This is a genomic window from Curtobacterium sp. MCBA15_001, from assembly GCF_001864835.1.
GTDB lineage: Bacteria > Actinomycetota > Actinomycetes > Actinomycetales > Microbacteriaceae > Curtobacterium.
The window spans coordinates 417,773-434,863 of the sequence record NZ_MJGI01000025.1; the positions used below are offsets into that span (position 1 = coordinate 417,773).

18 protein-coding genes are annotated in these 17,091 nt (G+C 71.0%); 10 read left to right on the top strand and 8 right to left on the bottom strand.

Features of this window, described 5'->3' with window-relative positions:
- Window positions 1-5 precede the first annotated feature (5 nt).
- Window positions 6-1,559, top strand: coding sequence for an apolipoprotein N-acyltransferase (gene lnt, locus BIU90_RS13870; protein ID WP_139195279.1), 1,554 nt, complete (start codon window positions 6-8; stop codon window positions 1,557-1,559).
- A gap of 70 nt (window positions 1,560-1,629) precedes the next feature.
- Entirely contained in the window at window positions 1,630-1,980 is a 351-nt protein-coding gene (locus BIU90_RS13875; RefSeq protein WP_071300770.1) for an RNA polymerase-binding protein RbpA, read from the top strand.
- Between the two features lie 66 nt (window positions 1,981-2,046).
- On the opposite strand, the gene BIU90_RS13880 is transcribed toward BIU90_RS13875, so the two are convergent.
- Complete coding sequence (locus BIU90_RS13880) at window positions 2,047-3,291, bottom strand: SPFH domain-containing protein (protein ID WP_083403959.1); 1,245 nt, start codon at window positions 3,289-3,291, stop codon at window positions 2,047-2,049.
- Complete coding sequence (locus BIU90_RS13885; protein ID WP_071300771.1) at window positions 3,288-3,761, bottom strand: NfeD family protein; 474 nt, start codon at window positions 3,759-3,761, stop codon at window positions 3,288-3,290. Before BIU90_RS13885 ends, BIU90_RS13880 begins: the two co-directional genes overlap by 4 nt.
- 169 nt (window positions 3,762-3,930) lie before the next feature.
- Between BIU90_RS13885 and BIU90_RS13890 the strand changes: the two genes are divergently transcribed.
- Window positions 3,931-4,695 (top strand): SDR family oxidoreductase, encoded by a 765-nt coding sequence (locus tag BIU90_RS13890; protein ID WP_071301047.1) that lies wholly within the window; start codon window positions 3,931-3,933, stop codon window positions 4,693-4,695.
- Between the two features lies 1 nt (window position 4,696).
- A complete protein-coding gene (locus BIU90_RS13895; protein ID WP_071300772.1) occupies window positions 4,697-5,170 on the top strand; it encodes an NUDIX hydrolase in 474 nt (157 codons plus the stop codon).
- Here the strand turns inward: BIU90_RS13895 and BIU90_RS13900 are convergent.
- Entirely contained in the window at window positions 5,154-5,546 is a 393-nt protein-coding gene (locus BIU90_RS13900) for a VOC family protein (RefSeq protein ID WP_071300773.1), read from the bottom strand. The two genes, BIU90_RS13895 and BIU90_RS13900, sit on opposite strands and share 17 nt — an antisense overlap.
- A gap of 78 nt (window positions 5,547-5,624) precedes the next feature.
- On the opposite strand from BIU90_RS13900, the gene BIU90_RS13905 reads away from it, so the two are divergent.
- Window positions 5,625-7,991 (top strand): excinuclease ABC subunit UvrA, encoded by a 2,367-nt coding sequence (locus tag BIU90_RS13905; protein WP_071300774.1) that lies wholly within the window; start codon window positions 5,625-5,627, stop codon window positions 7,989-7,991.
- A gap of 125 nt (window positions 7,992-8,116) precedes the next feature.
- Window positions 8,117-8,269 (top strand): hypothetical protein, encoded by a 153-nt coding sequence (locus BIU90_RS18770; protein WP_175470220.1) that lies wholly within the window; start codon window positions 8,117-8,119, stop codon window positions 8,267-8,269.
- A 296-nt stretch (window positions 8,270-8,565) separates the two neighbouring features.
- Here BIU90_RS18770 and BIU90_RS13910 read toward each other — a convergent pair whose 3' ends face one another.
- On the bottom strand, window positions 8,566-9,606 hold the full coding sequence (locus BIU90_RS13910) for an alcohol dehydrogenase catalytic domain-containing protein (RefSeq protein ID WP_071300775.1): 1,041 nt from the start codon (window positions 9,604-9,606) through the stop codon (window positions 8,566-8,568).
- Between the two features lie 42 nt (window positions 9,607-9,648).
- On the opposite strand from BIU90_RS13910, the gene BIU90_RS13915 reads away from it, so the two are divergent.
- Entirely contained in the window at window positions 9,649-10,257 is a 609-nt protein-coding gene (locus tag BIU90_RS13915) for a copper resistance CopC family protein (RefSeq protein ID WP_071300776.1), read from the top strand.
- A 130-nt stretch (window positions 10,258-10,387) separates the two neighbouring features.
- Here BIU90_RS13915 and BIU90_RS13920 read toward each other — a convergent pair whose 3' ends face one another.
- Window positions 10,388-11,068, bottom strand: coding sequence for an SDR family NAD(P)-dependent oxidoreductase (locus BIU90_RS13920; protein WP_071300777.1), 681 nt, complete (start codon window positions 11,066-11,068; stop codon window positions 10,388-10,390).
- Window positions 11,069-11,170: 102 nt separating this feature from the next.
- On the opposite strand from BIU90_RS13920, the gene BIU90_RS13925 reads away from it, so the two are divergent.
- Entirely contained in the window at window positions 11,171-12,004 is an 834-nt protein-coding gene (locus tag BIU90_RS13925; RefSeq protein WP_071300778.1) for a helix-turn-helix domain-containing protein, read from the top strand.
- 59 nt (window positions 12,005-12,063) lie between these two features.
- Here BIU90_RS13925 and dhaM read toward each other — a convergent pair whose 3' ends face one another.
- The 3 genes from dhaM to dhaK are packed head-to-tail and all read right to left on the bottom strand — an operon-like array spanning window position 12,064 to window position 14,444.
- Complete coding sequence (dhaM, locus tag BIU90_RS13930) at window positions 12,064-12,792, bottom strand: dihydroxyacetone kinase phosphoryl donor subunit DhaM (RefSeq protein WP_071300779.1); 729 nt, start codon at window positions 12,790-12,792, stop codon at window positions 12,064-12,066.
- Window positions 12,789-13,415: a dihydroxyacetone kinase subunit DhaL gene (gene dhaL / locus BIU90_RS13935; protein ID WP_071300780.1), complete on the bottom strand. Its 627-nt coding sequence runs from the start codon at window positions 13,413-13,415 to the stop codon at window positions 12,789-12,791. Before dhaL ends, dhaM begins: the two co-directional genes overlap by 4 nt.
- A gap of 27 nt (window positions 13,416-13,442) precedes the next feature.
- The gene (gene dhaK, locus BIU90_RS13940; RefSeq protein ID WP_071300781.1) at window positions 13,443-14,444 is read right to left on the bottom strand and encodes a dihydroxyacetone kinase subunit DhaK; all 1,002 of its coding nucleotides are present in this window, start codon (window positions 14,442-14,444) and stop codon (window positions 13,443-13,445) included.
- A gap of 304 nt (window positions 14,445-14,748) precedes the next feature.
- Here dhaK and BIU90_RS13945 point away from each other — a divergent pair, with 304 nt between their 5' ends.
- Window positions 14,749-15,471 carry an MIP/aquaporin family protein gene (locus tag BIU90_RS13945; protein ID WP_071300782.1) on the top strand — a complete coding sequence of 241 codons (723 nt, stop codon included), beginning with the start codon at window positions 14,749-14,751 and terminating at the stop codon, window positions 15,469-15,471.
- Between the two features lie 71 nt (window positions 15,472-15,542).
- The gene (glpK, locus tag BIU90_RS13950) at window positions 15,543-17,054 is read left to right on the top strand and encodes a glycerol kinase GlpK (protein ID WP_071300783.1); all 1,512 of its coding nucleotides are present in this window, start codon (window positions 15,543-15,545) and stop codon (window positions 17,052-17,054) included.
- Window positions 17,055-17,091 lie beyond the last annotated feature (37 nt).

Consider the following 17,091-nt stretch of genomic DNA (forward strand, 5'->3'; position numbering starts at 1 on the left):
GCCCAGTGCAGGTCCCCGACGTCGGCGTGCGTCCGCGCGCGCCGTTCGCAGCGCTGCCGGTGCGGCAGGCCGCCCCGCTCGCGGTCATCGGCGGGGTGCTCTTCGCCCTGTCCTTCCCGGCGCCCGGATGGTGGTTCCTGGCGTACCCGGCGGTGGCGTGTCTGCTCCTGTCGGCGATGGGACAGGGCTGGCGGCGTGCCGCCTGGCTCGGCTACCTGGGCGGCGTCGCCTTCTGGGTCCCGGCCATCTCCTGGGCCGGACGGTACCTCGGGCCGGTCCCGTGGCTAGCGCTCGCGCTGTTCGAGGCGGCTCTGTTCGCGCTCGGCAGCGTCGCCGTGGCACTCGCGTACCGATGGGTCGGGCGTGTCGTGACGACGACCGCTGGACGCGTGTGGGGCCTCCCGGCCGTCATCGCCGCGCTGTGGACCGGACGCGAGTGGTTCTCAGGCAGCTGGCCCTACGGCGGGTTCGCCTGGGGACGCGTCGCGCTGTCGCAGTCGGAGAGCCCCTTCGCCCACCTGGCCGCCTGGGTCGGCGTGCTCGGGGTGTCCTTCGTCGTCGTGTACTGCGTCGCCGTCGTCGTGTCGCTCGGGCTGGTCGGCGGACTGCAACTGCGCGTCCGCGTCGCGTTGGCCGGTGTCCTGGTCGCCGCAGTGCTCGCCGTGCCCGCGTGGCCGACCGCCGTGCGTGGCAGCATCCGCATCGAGGCAGTCCAGGGCAACGGGCCGGCGGGGTACTTCGACCGCGCAGCACCCGGCGAGGTGCTGCAGTCCCAGGTCGCCGCGACCGACGTCGACGCGAAGGGCGTGGACCTGGTCGTCTGGCCCGAGGCGTCTGCCGAGTTCGATCCCCGCGTGCAGCCCGTGATCGCGGGTGCGCTCGACTCGGTCGTCCGCTCGGTGGACGCGCCGATCGTCGCCGGGGCGATCACGCAGACCTCGACCGGGGTGCTGCACAACACGTCGTTCGTGTGGACCGCCGACGGGTGGCAGTCGTCCTACGACAAGAAGCGCCCCGTGCCCTTCGGCGAGTACGTGCCCGATCGGTGGTTCTTCTCGAAGCTGGCCCCGTCGTTGATCGGGCTGCTGCAGCGGGACTACACCCCGGGGACGAAGCCGAACGTGCTGTCCGTGGCGGGCATCAAGGCCGGGATCGCGATCTGCTTCGACATCGTCGACGACGGGCTGACGCAGGACATGGCCCGCGGGGGAGCGCAGGTCATCCTCGCGCAGACGAACAACGCCGACTTCTCGGGCACCGACGAGAACCTGCAGCAACTGGAGATCGCGCGGATGCGGGCGATCGAGACCGGTCGGTCGCTCGTGAACATCTCGACGGTGGGCGCCTCGCAGGTGATCGACCCGACCGGTCGGACGATCGACCGGGTGCCCGAGTACACCGCGACCTCGATGGTGACCGACGTCCCGCTCGGCACCTCGACGACCCCGGCGACGGTGGCCTCGGGCCTCGTGACGCTCGTGCTGTCGCTCGGCGGGCTGCTCGTGTTGCTCGCGTGTGCGCCGTGGGGTCGACGTCGTCGCACTGGGAAGCGTCTGTGAATGCAGCCGGGTCGGAACGAACCCGCGTGGGACAGTGTTGCAAGGGGTGAACGACTGAGAGGAGTCCACCATGGCTGATCGGAGTCTCCGCGGCATGCGGCTCGGGAGTCAGAGCCTCCAGAGCGAAGAGGGCGTCGAGCTCTCGGACCGCAAGCGTGCGGTCTACCAGGACGAGTCCGGCGAGACGTTCGACGTGGTCTTCTCGGCCGATGCCGAGGTCCCGCAGAGCTGGAACGACCCGCGCAGCGGGCGTGAAGGACGGCTGCTCGGCGATGACGGTGTCCCCGTCGAGGTCGCAGCCGAGGACGTCAAGGCACCGCGTACCCACTGGGACATGCTGCTCGAGCGTCGCTCACGCGAAGAGCTCGAGGAACTGCTGCAGGAGCGTCTGGCGTTCCTGCGTGCTCGGCGCGGCGCGTAGCCGACTGACGATGAAGGCCCGCTCCCCGATGGGGGAGCGGGCCTTCGTCGTGCTGGCTGTCGGCGCCTAGCTGTTCTGCTGGGCGTTCGGGTCGTGCTGGCCGTTCGGGTCCTGCTGCGCGTTCCTGTCGTGCTGGGCGGCGCTTCGCTCGTCGTCGCGCAGCTGGCGGCGGGTGGCCTCGGCCGCTGCGGCGAGCTTCTCGTCGACGCTGCGGTTCGACTCGGCGAGGCGTTCGTCCAGCGCCGAGTCCGGCACGATGTCCGCCGCGGTGGCGTTGGCGTCCGGCAGCGAGGATCCGCCGGCGGCGTTCGCGGCCGCTGTGTTGGCGAGGCTCTCGTTCGCGAGCTTGGAGATCTTCTCGAGGAAGTCGGTCCCGCCGGACGCAGCCGCACCGGCGCCCCCTGTGCCAGCGGCGCCGCCGGCACGTGACGTGGTGAAGCCCTTGGCGATGCCGGACAGCGCTTCCGTGAACTCGCTCGGGATCATCCAGAGCTTGTTCGAGGTGCCCTCGGCGATCTTCGGGAGCGTCTGCAGGTACTGGTACGACAGCAGCTTCTCGTCCGGGTCGCCGGCGTGGATCGCGTCGAAGACCGTGGCGATGGCCTGGGCTTCACCCTCGGCACGGAGCACCTGGGCCTTGGCGTCACCCTCGGCCGCGAGGATCGCTGCCTGACGCTGGCCCTCTGCCTCGAGGATCTGCGACTGCTTCGTGCCCTCGGCCTGCAGGATCGCGGCACGACGACTGCGCTCCGCTCGGAGCTGCTGTTCCATCGCGTCCTGGATCGACACGGGCGGCTCGATCGCCTTGAGCTCGACACGGCCGACACGGATGCCCCACTTGCCGGTCGCCTCGTCGAGGACGACGCGCAGCTGGCCGTTGATGTTGTCACGGCTGGTCAGCGCCTCTTCGAGGTTGAGGCCACCGACCACGTTGCGGAGCGTGGTGGTCGTGAGCTGCTCGACGGCACCGAGGTAGTTCGCGATCTCGTACGTGGCCGCACGCGCGTCCGTCACCTGGAAGTAGACGACCGTGTCGATGGACACGACCAGGTTGTCCTCGGTGATCACCGGCTGCGGCGGGAACGACACGACCTGCTCGCGCATGTCGAGCAGCGGGCGGAGCCGGTCGATGAAGGGGACCAAGAGGTTCAACCCCGGGTCGAGGGTCTTGTGGTACTTGCCGAGTCGCTCGACGATGCCCGCCGTCGCCTGGGGGACGATCCGGATCGCCTTGGCGAGGACGACGATCACGAAGATGACGATGACGGCGATCAGTACGAAGAGCACGATCGTCCCGGGTGCGAGGGTCATGGAGCTGCCTTCTGTTGGATGCGGACGACGGCGGTCGAGCCCTCGATGGACTCGACGACGACATGGGTGCCGAGCGCGGGTGCGCGCTCGGGTGCTGCGGCGTCGATCCGGGCGCTCCAGGTCTCGCCGTTGGCCAGGCGGACCTGGCCGGGGGCGGAGGACGTGAAGGCCACGGCGACCGTGCCGGGCATGCCGACCAGCCCTTCGACGCCGGTGCGGTGCGGGTCGGCGTTCCGTCCGAGTGCCTGCAGCACGCGCGGCCGGACCAGGCCGAGGAGCACGAGCGCCAGCACGGCGGCGATGATGGCGGACAGCCACCAGGGTGCGCCGATGAGCGCGGCGATCAGCCCGCCGGCGGCCCCCGCGGCCAGCATGATGAAGATGAAGTCGAGGGTGAAGACCTCGACCACCCCCAGCACCAGGACCAGGGCGATCCAGACGAGTGCCTGGACCCATTCGGTGATGGTCACGCGATCCTCCCTCCCTCGGACGCGCACGGCTCACGCTGCGTCGCGACGACCGGTTCAAGTCCGTTCAACATATCTGATGACGACCGACATCGTCGGCAGGGGCGGTCGGCTCCGGGGGGATTGGTAGGCTCGAGCGGCCGTGTACGACCCCGAACAGGAGAACACCACCGTGAGCAACCCCCTCGCCGCCGGAGCCCTCGCCGGCAAGCGCGCCCTCGTCACCGGTTCGTCGCGCGGCATCGGCGCTGACACGGTCGGGTACCTGGCCGAGGCCGGCGCCAAGGTCGTCGTGAACTACCGCAACAAGGCCCGCCGTGCCGAGCAGATCGCCGAGGGCGTCGTCGCCGCGGGTGGAGACGCCCTGGCCGTCGGCGCGGACCTGACCGACCACGACTCGGTGCAGGCGATGGTGGACGCCGTCGTCCAGGCCTGGGGTGGGATCGACCTGCTGGTGCTCAACGCCTCGGGCGGCATGGAGTCCGGGATGGGTGAGGACTACGCGCTCCGACTGAACCGCGACGCCCAGGTCGACATGCTGCAGACCGCCGTGCCGCACATGGCCGCGGGGTCGCGCGTCGTCTTCGTCACGAGCCACCAGGCCCACTTCGTCGAGACCGCCGAGACCCTGCCGGAGTACCTGCCGGTCGCGAAGAGCAAGTACGCCGGCGAGACCGCGCTGCGCGAACTCGTGCCGCAGCTCGAGGCCGCCGGCATCGAGTTCGTCGTCGTGTCCGGCGACATGATCGAGGGCACGATCACCGCGACGCTGCTGAACCGCATCAACCCCGGTGCGATCGAGGAACGCCGCGGCGCCGTCGGCAAGCTCTACAGCGTCTCCGAGTTCGCGGCCGAGATCGCCCTCGCCGCGGTCGAGCCCGTCCCGGCCGACCACACCCGGCTGGTCGGCGACGTCTCCGGCTTCACGCAGGCCTGACGTGACGGCCCGCCCCGGTCTGCGTCGCACCTCGCGGATCCTGCTGCTCGACCCCGACGGCCGCGTGTTCCTGATGGACACGAACGCACCGTCCTCCGACGGGTTCCACCGCTGGATCACCCCCGGCGGGGGAGTCGACCCGGGCGAGTCGCATCGCGACGCGGCGATCCGTGAACTCCGCGAGGAGACCGGCATCGTCATCGACGATCCGGGCGCGTCCGTCTGGGCGTGGGACTTCGACGTCACGTGGGACCAAGCCGACCACGACCGCGGACACGCCGAGTTCTACGTGGTGCGGACCGCCGGCTTCACGCTGTCCGACGCCGAGTGGACCGACGACGAGCGCGTCGACATCCTCGACGCCCGCTGGTGGACGGCCGACGAACTCGAGGCGACTGACGAGCCGTTCGAGCCCGCCGAGCTGCCCGAGCTGGTCCGCCACGCGGGGGAGGGACGACTCACTCCCGAGGGGTGAGCACGCAGAACTCGTTGCCCTCGGGGTCGGCCAGCACCACCCACGGCACGTCGGTCTGGCCGACGTCCACCCGCTCGGCACCGCGGGCGACGAGCGCCTCGACCTGTTCGTCGTGCGCGTCGTCCGGTGCCGGTGCCAGGTCGATGTGCAGGCGGTTCTTGACGGTCTTGCCCTCCGGGACGGGGACGAAGACCAGACCCTGCGGCTGCTGCTCCCGCGGTACCGTCCCTGCCAGGTCGAGCGACCACGCCGGCGCGATGACGGCCTCGTCGTCCGACTCGTACACGACGGGCCAGTCGAGGGTCTCGCCCCACCAGCGGGCGAGGGCGTGCGGGTCGTGGCTGTCGACGACGATCGAGTACCAGCGGAGTGCCATGCGGCACAGTATGGCCGTTCTCCACAGGTCGTGGCCGGCCCTTCTGCCGGGCCGGTACTCGTCGGTACCCTGATCGCCATGGACACCTCCACGACGCCGGTCGCCGACAGCCACGACCGCATCCGGGTGCGCGGGGCACGCGAGAACACCCTGCGTGACGTCGACGTCGACCTGCCCAAACGTCGCCTGACGGTCTTCACCGGGGTCTCGGGCTCCGGCAAGAGCTCGCTGGTCTTCGCGACGGTCGCCGCCGAGTCGCAGCGCATGATCAACGAGACGTACAGCGCCTTCCTGCAGGGGTTCATGCCGTCGGTCGGGCGCCCCGACGTCGACGTGCTCGACGGCCTGACCACGGCCATCGTCGTCGACCAGGAACGCATCGGCGCCGACCCGCGCTCGACCGTGGGGACGGTGACCGACGCCAACGCCATGCTCCGTGTGCTGTTCAGCCGGTTGGGTCAGCCGCACATCGGTGGGCCGAACGCGTTCTCGTTCAACCTGGCGACCGTCACTGCCGGCGGGGCCATCACGGTGCAGCGTGGGCTCGACGCCAAGGCCGAGAAGGTCTCGTTCAGTCGGCTCGGCGGCATGTGTGCCCGGTGCGAAGGCCGGGGGAGCGTGACCGACATCGACCTGACCCAGCTCTACGACGACAGCAAGGCGTTGTCGGACGGTGCCCTGACGATCCCCGGCTACGGCACCGACGGCTGGAACGTGCGGCTGTACGCCGAGTCCGGGTACTTCGACCGTGACAAGCCCATCCGTGACTTCACCGAACAGGAGCGGGCGGACTTCCTGTACCGCGAACCGACGAAGCAGAAGATCGCCGGCATCAACATGACGTACGAGGGACTCGTCCACCGGGTCCGTCGGTCGTTCCTGCAGAAGGACCGCGAGGCGATGCAGCCGCACATCCGCGCGTTCGTCGACCGCGCTGTGGCGTTCACCACCTGCCCGGACTGCGACGGCACCCGGCTGAACGACGTCGCCCGGTCGTCCACCATCGCCGGTGCGAGCATCGCCGACGTCTGCGCGATGCAGATCACCGACCTCGCCGCGTGGCTGCACACGCTCGACGAACCGTCCGTCGGCCCCCTGCTCGACGGACTCCGTGCCGCGGTCGACTCGTTCGTCGAGATCGGCCTCGGCTACCTGTCGCTCGACCGCCCGACCGGCACCCTGTCGGGCGGCGAAGGTCAGCGCGTGAAGATGGTGAAGCACCTCGGGTCGTCGTTGAGCGACGTCACGTACGTGTTCGACGAGCCCAGCACCGGCCTGCACCCGCACGACATCGAACGGATGAACGACCTGCTGCTCCGCCTGCGTGACAAGGGCAACACCGTCCTGGTCGTCGAGCACAAGCCCGAGGTCATCGCCATCGCCGACCACGTGGTCGACCTCGGGCCTGGTGCCGGCACCGCGGGCGGGACGCTCTGCTACGAAGGCCCGGTCTCCGGACTCCGGGGGAGCGGGACCGTCACGGGTGCCCACCTGGACGACCGGGTCACGGTCAAGGACACCGTCCGCCAGCCCACCGGCGCCATCGCGATCCGTGGAGCCGACCGGCACAACCTGCAGTCGGTCGACGTCGACGTCCCGCTCGGGGTGCTCACGGTCGTCACCGGGGTCGCCGGATCAGGCAAGAGCACGCTGATCCACGGCTCGCTGTCCGGCCGCGACGACGTCGTCGCGGTCGACCAGAGCGGCATCAAGGGGTCGCGGCGGAGCAACCCGGCGACGTACACCGGGCTGCTCGAACCGATCCGCAAGGCCTTCGCCAAGGCGAACGGCGTGAAGCCGGCCCTGTTCAGCGCCAACTCCGAGGGCGCATGTCCGGCGTGCAGCGGCGCGGGCGTGGTCTACATGGACCTCGGCATGATGGCCGGAGTCTCCACGACGTGTGTGGAGTGCGAGGGCAGACGGTTCGATGCCGCAGTGCTCGGGTACCGACTCGGCGGGAAGGACATCAGCCAGGTGCTGGCGATGCCGGTGTCCGAAGCCGAGCAGTTCTTCGCCTCGGGGGAGTCGAAGATCCCGGCCGCCCACACGATCCTCCAACGGCTGGTGGACGTCGGGCTCGGGTACCTCACCATCGGCCAGCCCCTGACGACGCTGTCCGGGGGTGAACGGCAGCGGCTGAAACTCGCTGCGCACCTGGGGGAGCCGGGCGGGGTGATCGTGCTCGACGAACCGACCACGGGCCTGCACCTGGCCGACGTCGCCCAGTTGCTCGGCTTGCTCGACCGCCTCGTCGACGCCGGTCGGACGGTCGTCGTGATCGAACACCACCAGGCGGTCATGGCACACGCCGACCACCTCATCGACCTCGGGCCCGGTGCGGGACACGACGGTGGGCGCGTCGTGTTCGAGGGCACCCCGGCAGAGCTCGTCGCGGCCAGGTCCACGCTGACCGGCCAGCACCTCGCCGCGTACGTCGGCGCCTGACCGGCGTCGGACAGGAGGCTCCGTGTCGGGCCGACACCGAGCCTCCAGTCCGATGCCGGTCGCGACCAGTGCGTCCACCGGACGTCCGACGACCGTCCCAGGTCGGCGCGCGTAGCGTGCCGCGCATGAGCTACAGCCAGCCGGACCCGGCAGAAGAGACCACGCAGGACGAGGCACCCGAGCAGCCCGACACCGATCCCAGCACGCTCGAAGAGCACGGCGACGAGCAAGCCGCGCTCGAGATCGACGCAGAGGACGTGCCGACCTCGGACGCCTGAGCCGTCTCGCTCGCACAACCAGAAGCACCCGACGCCATGGGAATCCACGGCGTCGGGTGCTTTCTGCTGTGCGGACGCCTTTGGCCCCACCGACGAGATCCCGAGGCGCCGATAATGCATATTATGTCAACTCAGGGGGACGCGGTCAGTCCTCCGACGCCGTCCATCCGGGAACTCCGCGGACCGTGCGAACGCCAGCGCGACGCAGCACAGCCCGAAGCAGTCGGCGCAGTCGGCGCAGTCGGCCCAGTCGGCCCTCAGGTCTTCGCGGCGACCGAGCTCCACCCGGGTCCGACTCACCCGGCGTCGATCACCGCCACCGTCATGCCGGCGGTGATCGCGGGACGGTCCATGGCGACGAGCGCCGCAGGGAGCTCGTCGAAGGTGATCGTCGCTCCGACCGTGGCGTCCAGGCGCAGCCGTCCGGCGACGATGTCGTCGAGCATCGCGGCGTACTCCCCCACCGAGATGCCGTGGCTGCCGAGCAGCTCGAGCTCCTCGCCGATGACGCGGCCCATCGGGATGGCCGGGGCTGCCTCGTCGTCGAGCAGCAGCCCGACCTGTACGTGGCGTCCCCGGGGACGCAGCGTTGCGACGGCGGTCACCGAGGTCGCCCGGCTGCCGAAGGCGTCGACGGAGACGTGCGCGCCGCCGCCGGTCAGCCGTCGGACCTCGTCGACGGCGTCCGGTCCCGACACGACCGTCGTGGCACCGAGGGCCCGGGCACGGTCGAGCGCTCCCGGTGAGACGTCGACTGCGATCACGTGCGCTCCGGCCGCGACGGCGACGATGACCGCCGACAGGCCGACACCGCCACAGCCGACCACGACGACGTGCTCCCCTGCTGCGACCCGGCCGCGTGCGTGCAGCGCGTGGTAGGCCGTCCCGAAGCGGCACCCGAGTCCGGCGGCGTCGACGAAGGGCACCGCGCCGGGCAGCGTCACCAGGTTGACGTCGGCGTGCGGCACGACGAGCTCCTCGGCGAACGAGCCGGGCAGGGTGAAGCCGGGCTGCTGCTGCTGCGTGCAGACCTGGGTGGCGCCGGAGCGGCACTCGTCGCAGGTCCCGCACGCGAAGACGAAGGGCGCGGTGACCCGGTCCCCCACGCCGTGCGACCGGACGCCGTCACCGGCGGCGACGACGACTCCGGCGAACTCGTGCCCGGGCGTGTGCGGCAGCCGGACCGAGTCGTCGTGTCCACGCCAGGCGTGCCAGTCGCTCCGGCACACACCCGTCGCGGCGACCCGGACGACCACGCCGTCCGCCGGGCAGGCGGGGCGATCGACCTCGACGACCTCGGGCACGGAACCGAACTCGGAGTAGCTGACTGCACGCATCCGGTCATCCTGCCATCCGCGCGCCCCCGTAGGATGCTGCGCATGTCCTCCACCGCGGTCCGCCGCAGCGTCCGGATGTCCGTCGTGGCCGTCGTCGTCGCCCTCACCAGCCTCGTGGTCGCCGACCGCGCCGATGCGCACTCCGGCCTGGTGTCGAGCACCCCGGCCGACGGGCAGACGGTCACCGAGCAGCTCGACCGCGTCGCCCTGACGTTCTCCGAGGCACCACTCGCGGGCCTGGACTCCGGCCTGCGCATCGAGGTCCGCGATGCCGGCGGTACCGACGTCTCGACCGGGGACGTCGCGGTCGACGGCGCCACGATGTCCAAGGCCGTCGACCCCCAGGACGGCGACTACACCCTGCTCTGGCGGTACGTCTCCCCCGACGGCCACCCGATCACCGGCGAACTCGCGTTCGCGGTGGACCTGCCCGCAGCGGCGACGACTCCGACACCGTCCACCAGCGCGACGGCCGAGCCCGGTGACGAGGCCACCGAGATGGACGTGACGCTCGATGCGACGCCGGTCCCGATGGCGGAGGAGACGCCGTCCAGCCTGCCGGTCCTCATCGCCGGCGGCGCCGGGATCCTGCTCGTCGCAGCGGTCCTGGTCCTCGCGTCGCGTCGCGGGCGCGCCCCCTCGGACGACTGAGCCGACGCGCGTCGGGCCCCGCCCGTCACCGGACACGTCCCGGACGGGAGCCAGGGTGTCGGCCTGCACCGCACCTCCCGGACGGGAGGCACGGCACTGGCCCGCAGCGGGCCTCCCGTCCGTCCCGTGGTCAGTAGGCGATCCGGCCGTTCCGGTCGTGGAACTCCCCGGTGGGGCCATCGGTCCCGAGTGTCGCGAGCGCGACGGTCGCGTCCGTGCCCTCGGTCACCGTCTGGTGGCCGCCGAAGCCGTTGAACTCCGTCGCGGTGTACCCGGGGTCGCTCGCGTTGACCCGGAACGTCGGCAGATTCTTGGCGTACTGCACGGTCAGCGCGATGACGGCCGCCTTCGACGCGGCGTACGGGATCGACGGGACGGGGTACTCGTCGTGCCCCGGCGTCGTGAGCCACCGGGTGAACCCGACGCCCGAGGCGACGTTCACCACGACCGGCGTGGACGAGGCGCGCAGCAACGGGAGCGCCGCCTGCGTGACCCGGACGATCCCGGTCACGTTCGTGTCGAGGACGGACGCCATCGCCGCCGCGTCCAGGTCTTCGACGCCGAACGAGGTCCCGAGGACGCCCGCGTTGTTCACGAGCACGTCGAGCTCGGGCAGGGACGTCACCGCGGCGTCGATGCTGGCCTGGTCCGTCACGTCGAGCTGCAGCACGTGCGCGCCGAGGGCACGGGCAGCGTCCCCGGTCGCGGGGTCGCGCATGCCGGCGTACACGGTGTGGCCGGCGTCGAGCAGCCGACGGGTGGTCTCGAGTCCGAGGGACCGGTTGGCTCCGGTGATGAGTGTGGTGGTCATGCGTCCACCATGCTCGCCGCACACCCGCGTTCCCAGGTGCCGGTCGACGGTGGGACCGGCAGTACCACCTGCCCGGTCCGGCGCCGGGGCAGGATGGGTCGCATGACCGAGTTCGCGACCGTGCTCCGCGCCTGGCGGGACCGGGTGTCGCCGGAGGCCGTGGGGCTGCCCGCGGGTCCCGGCCGACGGACCCCGGGTCTCCGACGCGAGGAACTGGCCGCGCTGGCCGGGGTGAGCGTCGACTACGTCGTCCGGCTCGAGCAGGGCCGGTCGGTGAACCCCTCGCCACAGTTGCTCGGGTCCCTGGCGACGGCACTGCGTCTGAGCACCGAGGAGCGCGACCACCTGTTCCGCGTCGCCGGGGCCGCACCGCCGTCCCGCGGGGTGGTGCCGCGCCACGTCACGCCCGGGGTGCAGCGCCTGATCGACCGACTCGGCGACGTGCCGCTCGCCGTGTTCACCGCGACGCACGACATCCTGCTGTGGAACGACCTGTGGGCCGCGCTGACGGGCGACCCCGAGCGTCTGGTCGGCATCGAGCGCAACCTGGTGTGGCGGCACTTCATGGTCGGACACGACGGTGTGGAGTACGACGACGACCACCAGGAGGAGTTCTCCAGCGACCTGGTGGCCGACCTGCGTTCGGCGCTCGGTCGCTACCCGGCCGACCGGGCCCTGGTGGACCTGGTCGCACGACTGCGTCGCGAGTCACCGGACTTCGAGCGCCGCTGGGCCGTGGCACGCGTGGCCGAGCACCGAGCGAGCCGCAAGACCCTGCGCACGCCGGTCGGCCCGATCGAGGTCGACTGCGACACCCTGAGCGTGCCCGGGGGCGATCTGCGGATCGTGGTCTACACGGTCGTGCCCGGGTCCCCGGACGCCGCCGCACTCGACCTGGTGCGGGTCACCGGGCTGCAGTCCCTCGACGTGGTCTGAGCCCCAGGAGTCAGCAGCCACGCAGGCCAGCGACCCCGACGGTCAGCGCCTGCGCCGGGTCACTCCCCGAAGCCCGACCGCACCAGCGAGTCCAGCGCGGCGACGGCCTCGGTCGCGTCGTCGCCGGACGCCTCGATCGTGACGGTCGCACCCTGCGGCAGCGCGAGCGCCATGATGCCGAGCAGGCTCTTCGCGTCGACGCCGTTGACCCGGACCGCGGCGTCGTACTTCGCGGCCGTCTTCACGAACTCGGCGGCCGGACGGGCGTGCAGCCCGCTCTCGTTGACGAGCTCCACCGTGGTGGACGCGGCCACGTCGGTGGCCGGACCGGTGGACGGGGCCGGTGCCGGGCCTCCTGTCCGGTCCTGGTCAGCGTCCGGATCGGAGGCCGTCCCGTCGTCCGCCCCGCTGCCTGCGGCCGATGCCGCAGCGGCGAGCACCGCCGCGACGTCACCACCCGTCTGGGCCGCGACCGCTGCAGCGACCGTGCCCTCGACGAGCGGGGCGTCGGACACGTGCACCCGGGCGCGCAGGTCGTCGTCCAGGAAGTCGAGCGCGGTGTCCGTCGTCAGGTACGCCGAGCCGAGGTCGCACAGGACGACGATGCCGTCGGCCGAGGACAGTTCCTCGATGCCGGCGGTGATCGCTTCGAACGAGGTGCCGATCCCGCCGTCGTCGGTCCCGCCGGCCGCGACGAGCGGCACGTCGGCGGCCATCTGGCGAGCCAGTTCCACCGTCCCCGTCGCGACCGCGCGGCTGTGCGAGACGACGAGGATCCCGACGGTCACGCCGCGTCCACCGCGGCGCGGAGGATGTACGCCGTCGACTGGGCGCCCGGGTCGCGGTGGCCGACCGCGCGTTCCCCGAGGTAGCTCGCGCGGCCCTTGCGGGCGACGAGCGGCTCGGTCGACTCGGCGCCCGTGACCGCGGCGTCGGCCGCAGCGGCGAGGACCCGCTCCGGCGACTCACCGGCGCCGGCAGCAGTGGCGGCGGCGTCGACGGCCGGCGTCCACGCGTCGATCATCGTCTTGTCGCCGACGGCGGCCTTGCCGCGCGACACGACGCCGTCCCGGGCGGCGGTGAGGACCGCGACCAGGGTGTCGGCGTCGAGCGCGGCCGCGTCGCCGGCGGCCTGTGCGGCCTTGAGGTACGCGGTGCCGAACAGCGGACCGGCCGCCCCGCCGACGGTGGAGATGAGCTTCGTCGCGACGGTCTTGAAGACCGATCCCGGGGTGTCGAACGAGCCGGTGTCCAGGGCCTCGACCACGGCGCGGAAGCCCCGGTCGAGGTTCTCGCCGTGGTCCCCGTCGCCGATCTCACGGTCGAGCGTGACGAGTTCCGCCCGGTGCTCGTCGATCGTCGCGGCGGTGCGGCGTACCCAGTCGATGGCCCATGCGGTGTCGAGCGCCAATGCGTGTCCCTTCGTGGTGTGTCGGTCTCAGCGGCCCCAGCGCAGGGCCGGGGTCTCGACCGGTGCGTCCCAGAGCGTGGTCAGTTCGTCGTCGAGCACCGTGACGGTGATCGAGAAGCCCTGCATCTCGAGGGACGTGACGTAGTCGCCCACCAAGCTACGCGCGACCTCGAAGCCGCGGTCCGCCAGCACCTCGGCGGCGCGCCGGTAGACGATGTAGAGCTCGGACTCGGGGGTGCCGCCCATGCCGTTGACGAAGAGCAGCAGCCGCGAACCAGCGGGGGCGGCGAGGTCGGTCAGCACCGGCTCGAGGACGCGGTCGACGAGTTGGTCGACGGGCGCCATCGCGATGCGTTCGCGGCCGGGTTCGCCGTGGATCCCGATGCCGAGTTCGGCCTCGTCGTCGCCGAGCGTGAAGGACGGTTCGCCCGCGTGCGGCACCGTGCCCGGGGCGATCGCGAGGCCCATCGACCGCGTGACGTCGTTGACGTGCCGGGCGACGGCGGCCACCGCGTCCAGGTCGTCCCCGCGCTCGGCAGCCGCGCCCGCGCACTTCTCGACGACGACCGTGCCGGCGACCCCACGGCGTCCGGCCGTGTAGAGCGAGTCCTGCACGGCCACGTCGTCGTCGACCACGACGGTCTCGACCCGGACGTCGTCCATGCCGGCGAGTTCGGCCGCCGTCTCGAAGTTCAGGACGTCGCCGGTGTAGTTCTTCACGATGTGCAGCACACCGGCGCCGCCGTCGACGGCCTTCGTCGCGGCGACGATCGGGTCGGGCGTCGGGCTCGTGAACACCGGGCCGGGCACGGCGGCGTCCAGCATGCCGAACCCGACGAAGCCGGCGTGCAGGGGTTCGTGGCCGCTGCCACCACCGCTGACGATGCCGACCTTGCCCGACACCGGGGCGCCGGTTCGGTGCAGGTGGATCGGGTCCTCGACCAGGACGACGTGTCCTGCGTGCGCCGCGGCGAACCCGCGGACCGTCTCGATGACCACGTCGTGCGGGTCGTTGATGAGCTTCTTCATGAGCTGGCCTCCACGGTCGGGACACACGGACACCGGCCAGCACACCGCCGACGTCGTCCGGAGTGCCGCCAATCTACAACGGGCGGGCGTTCGGCCGTCATGCACGTTCGTGCATCGCCGCTGCCGCGCAGACCGGCCTCCGCGACCCCTCGCGCACACCTCCCTTGCACGTTCGTGCACTTTCGTACCGATCGCTCACGTGTCCATCGCGCCGCGTGAAAACCCGGCAGTATGCTCGCCCCAATCACTCGACGGGGAGTGCCGGAGCAGCCCGGACCCCCTCTCACAGCACTGGAGGTCACCGATGGACGACATCGGAGTCAAGTTCCTTTCCGAGCTCGTCGGCACTGCGATGCTCATCATCCTGGGTGGTGGCGTGGTCGCAGCCGTCTCCCTCAAGAAGTCCAAGGGCTTCGGCGCAGGCTTCCTCATGGTCACGATCGGCTGGGGCTTCGCGGTCTTCGCCGGTGTGACCGTCTCCTACAAGTCCGGCGGCCAGCTCAACCCGGCGGTCAGCCTGGCCCAGGCGATCCTCGGCAACATCACCGTCGGCGCGATGCTGCTCTTCTGGCTCGCCCAGCTCATCGGCGCGATCATCGGCGCCGTGATCGTCTGGCTCGCGTACAAGCAGCACTTCGACGAAGAGCCCGACCCGGCCGCCAAGCTCGGCGTGTTCTCCACCGGCCCGGCGATCCGCTCCTACGCCTGGAACGTCGTGACCGAGATCATCGGCACCTTCGTGCTCGTGTTCGTGGTCATCGCCTTCACCAACGGCAAGACCCCCGCCGAGCTCGGTGCGATCCCCGTTGCCTTCCTGGTGATCGCGATCGGTGTCTCCCTCGGTGGCCCGACCGGCTACGCGATCAACCCGGCCCGTGACCTCGGCCCGCGCATCGCCCACGCCTTCCTGCCCATCAAGGGCAAGGGCTCGAGCGACTGGTCCTACGCCTGGGTCCCGGTCGTCGGACCGCTCATCGGTGGTGCGCTCGCAGCCGGTCTGTCGTACGCGCTCCTCCCCCTCGCCTGACCCACACCCGTCCACGGCGGCCGGCCCCATCGTCGGGGCCGACCGGCACCGAACACCCGTAAGGAGCACCAATGGCCGACTACATCGTCGCCATCGACCAGGGCACGACCAGCACCCGTGCCATCGTCTTCGACCACTCCGGTTCGATCATCTCGGTCGGGCAGAAGGAGCACGAGCAGATCTTCCCGCGCGCCGGGTGGGTCGAGCACGACCCGTCGGAGATCTGGGACAACACCCGTGAGGTCATCGGCCAGGCCCTGTCCCGCGCCGACATCACCCGCCACGACGTCGCGGCGGTCGGCATCACGAACCAGCGCGAGACCGCGGTCGTGTGGGACAAGACGACCGGCAAGCCGGTCTACAACGCCATCGTCTGGCAGGACACCCGCACCCAGGCGCTCGTCGACAAGCTCGCCGACGGCGACACCGACCGCTACAAGGCGATCGTCGGCCTGCCGCTGGCGACCTACTTCGCCGGCACCAAGATCATGTGGATCCTCGAGAACGTCGAGGGTGCCCGTGAGAAGGCCGAGGCCGGGGACCTGCTGTTCGGCACGACCGACACCTGGGTCCTCTGGAACCTGACCGGTGGCGTCGACGGCGGCGTGCACAAGACGGACGTCACGAACGCCTCGCGCACCCTGTTCATGGACCTCGAGACGCTGCAGTGGCGCGACGACATCCTGGCCGACTTCGGTGTGCCGAAGTCGATGCTGCCCGAGATCGTCAGCTCCTCCGAGGTCTACGGCCACGTCGAGTCGTCGAACCTGCTCCGCGAGGTCCCGATCGCCGGCATCCTGGGCGACCAGCAGGCCGCGACGTTCGGTCAGGCCGCGTTCGACCAGGGCGAGTCGAAGAACACGTACGGCACCGGCAACTTCCTGATCTTCAACACGGGCACCGAGATCGTGCGCTCGGAGAACGGGCTGCTGACCACGGTCGGGTACAAGCTCGGCGACCAGGAGACCCACTACGCGCTCGAGGGCTCGATCGCCGTCACCGGGTCGCTGATCCAGTGGCTCCGTGACAACCTCGGCATCATCCAGAGCGCGCCGGAGGTCGAGGCCCTGGCCAAGACCGTCGAGGACAACGGCGGCGTGTACTTCGTGCCGGCGTTCTCCGGGCTCTTCGCGCCGTACTGGCGTCCGGACGCCCGCGGCGCCCTGGTCGGCCTGACGCGCTTCGTCAACAAGGGCCACATCGCCCGTGCCGCCCTCGAGGCGACCGCGCTGCAGACCCGCGAGGTCCTGGACGCCGTCAACGCGGACTCCGGTGTGGACCTCACCGAGCTCAAGGTCGACGGCGGCATGACCGCCAACAACGAGCTCATGCAGTTCCAGGCCGACATGCTCAACGTGCCCGTCGTCCGTCCGGTGGTCGCCGAGACCACCGCGCTCGGTGCCGCCTACGCCGCCGGCCTGGCCGTCGGCTTCTGGGCGAACCTCGACGAGCTCCGTGCCAACTGGCAGGAGGACCGTCGTTGGGAGCCGCAGCTCGACGCCGCGGAGCGTGACCGCACGCTCCGCCTCTGGAAGAAGGCCGTCACGAAGACCTTCGACTGGGTCGACGAGGACGTCCAGTAGTCCGCTGCTGACGCACTGACAGGAGGCCCGGTGCCGG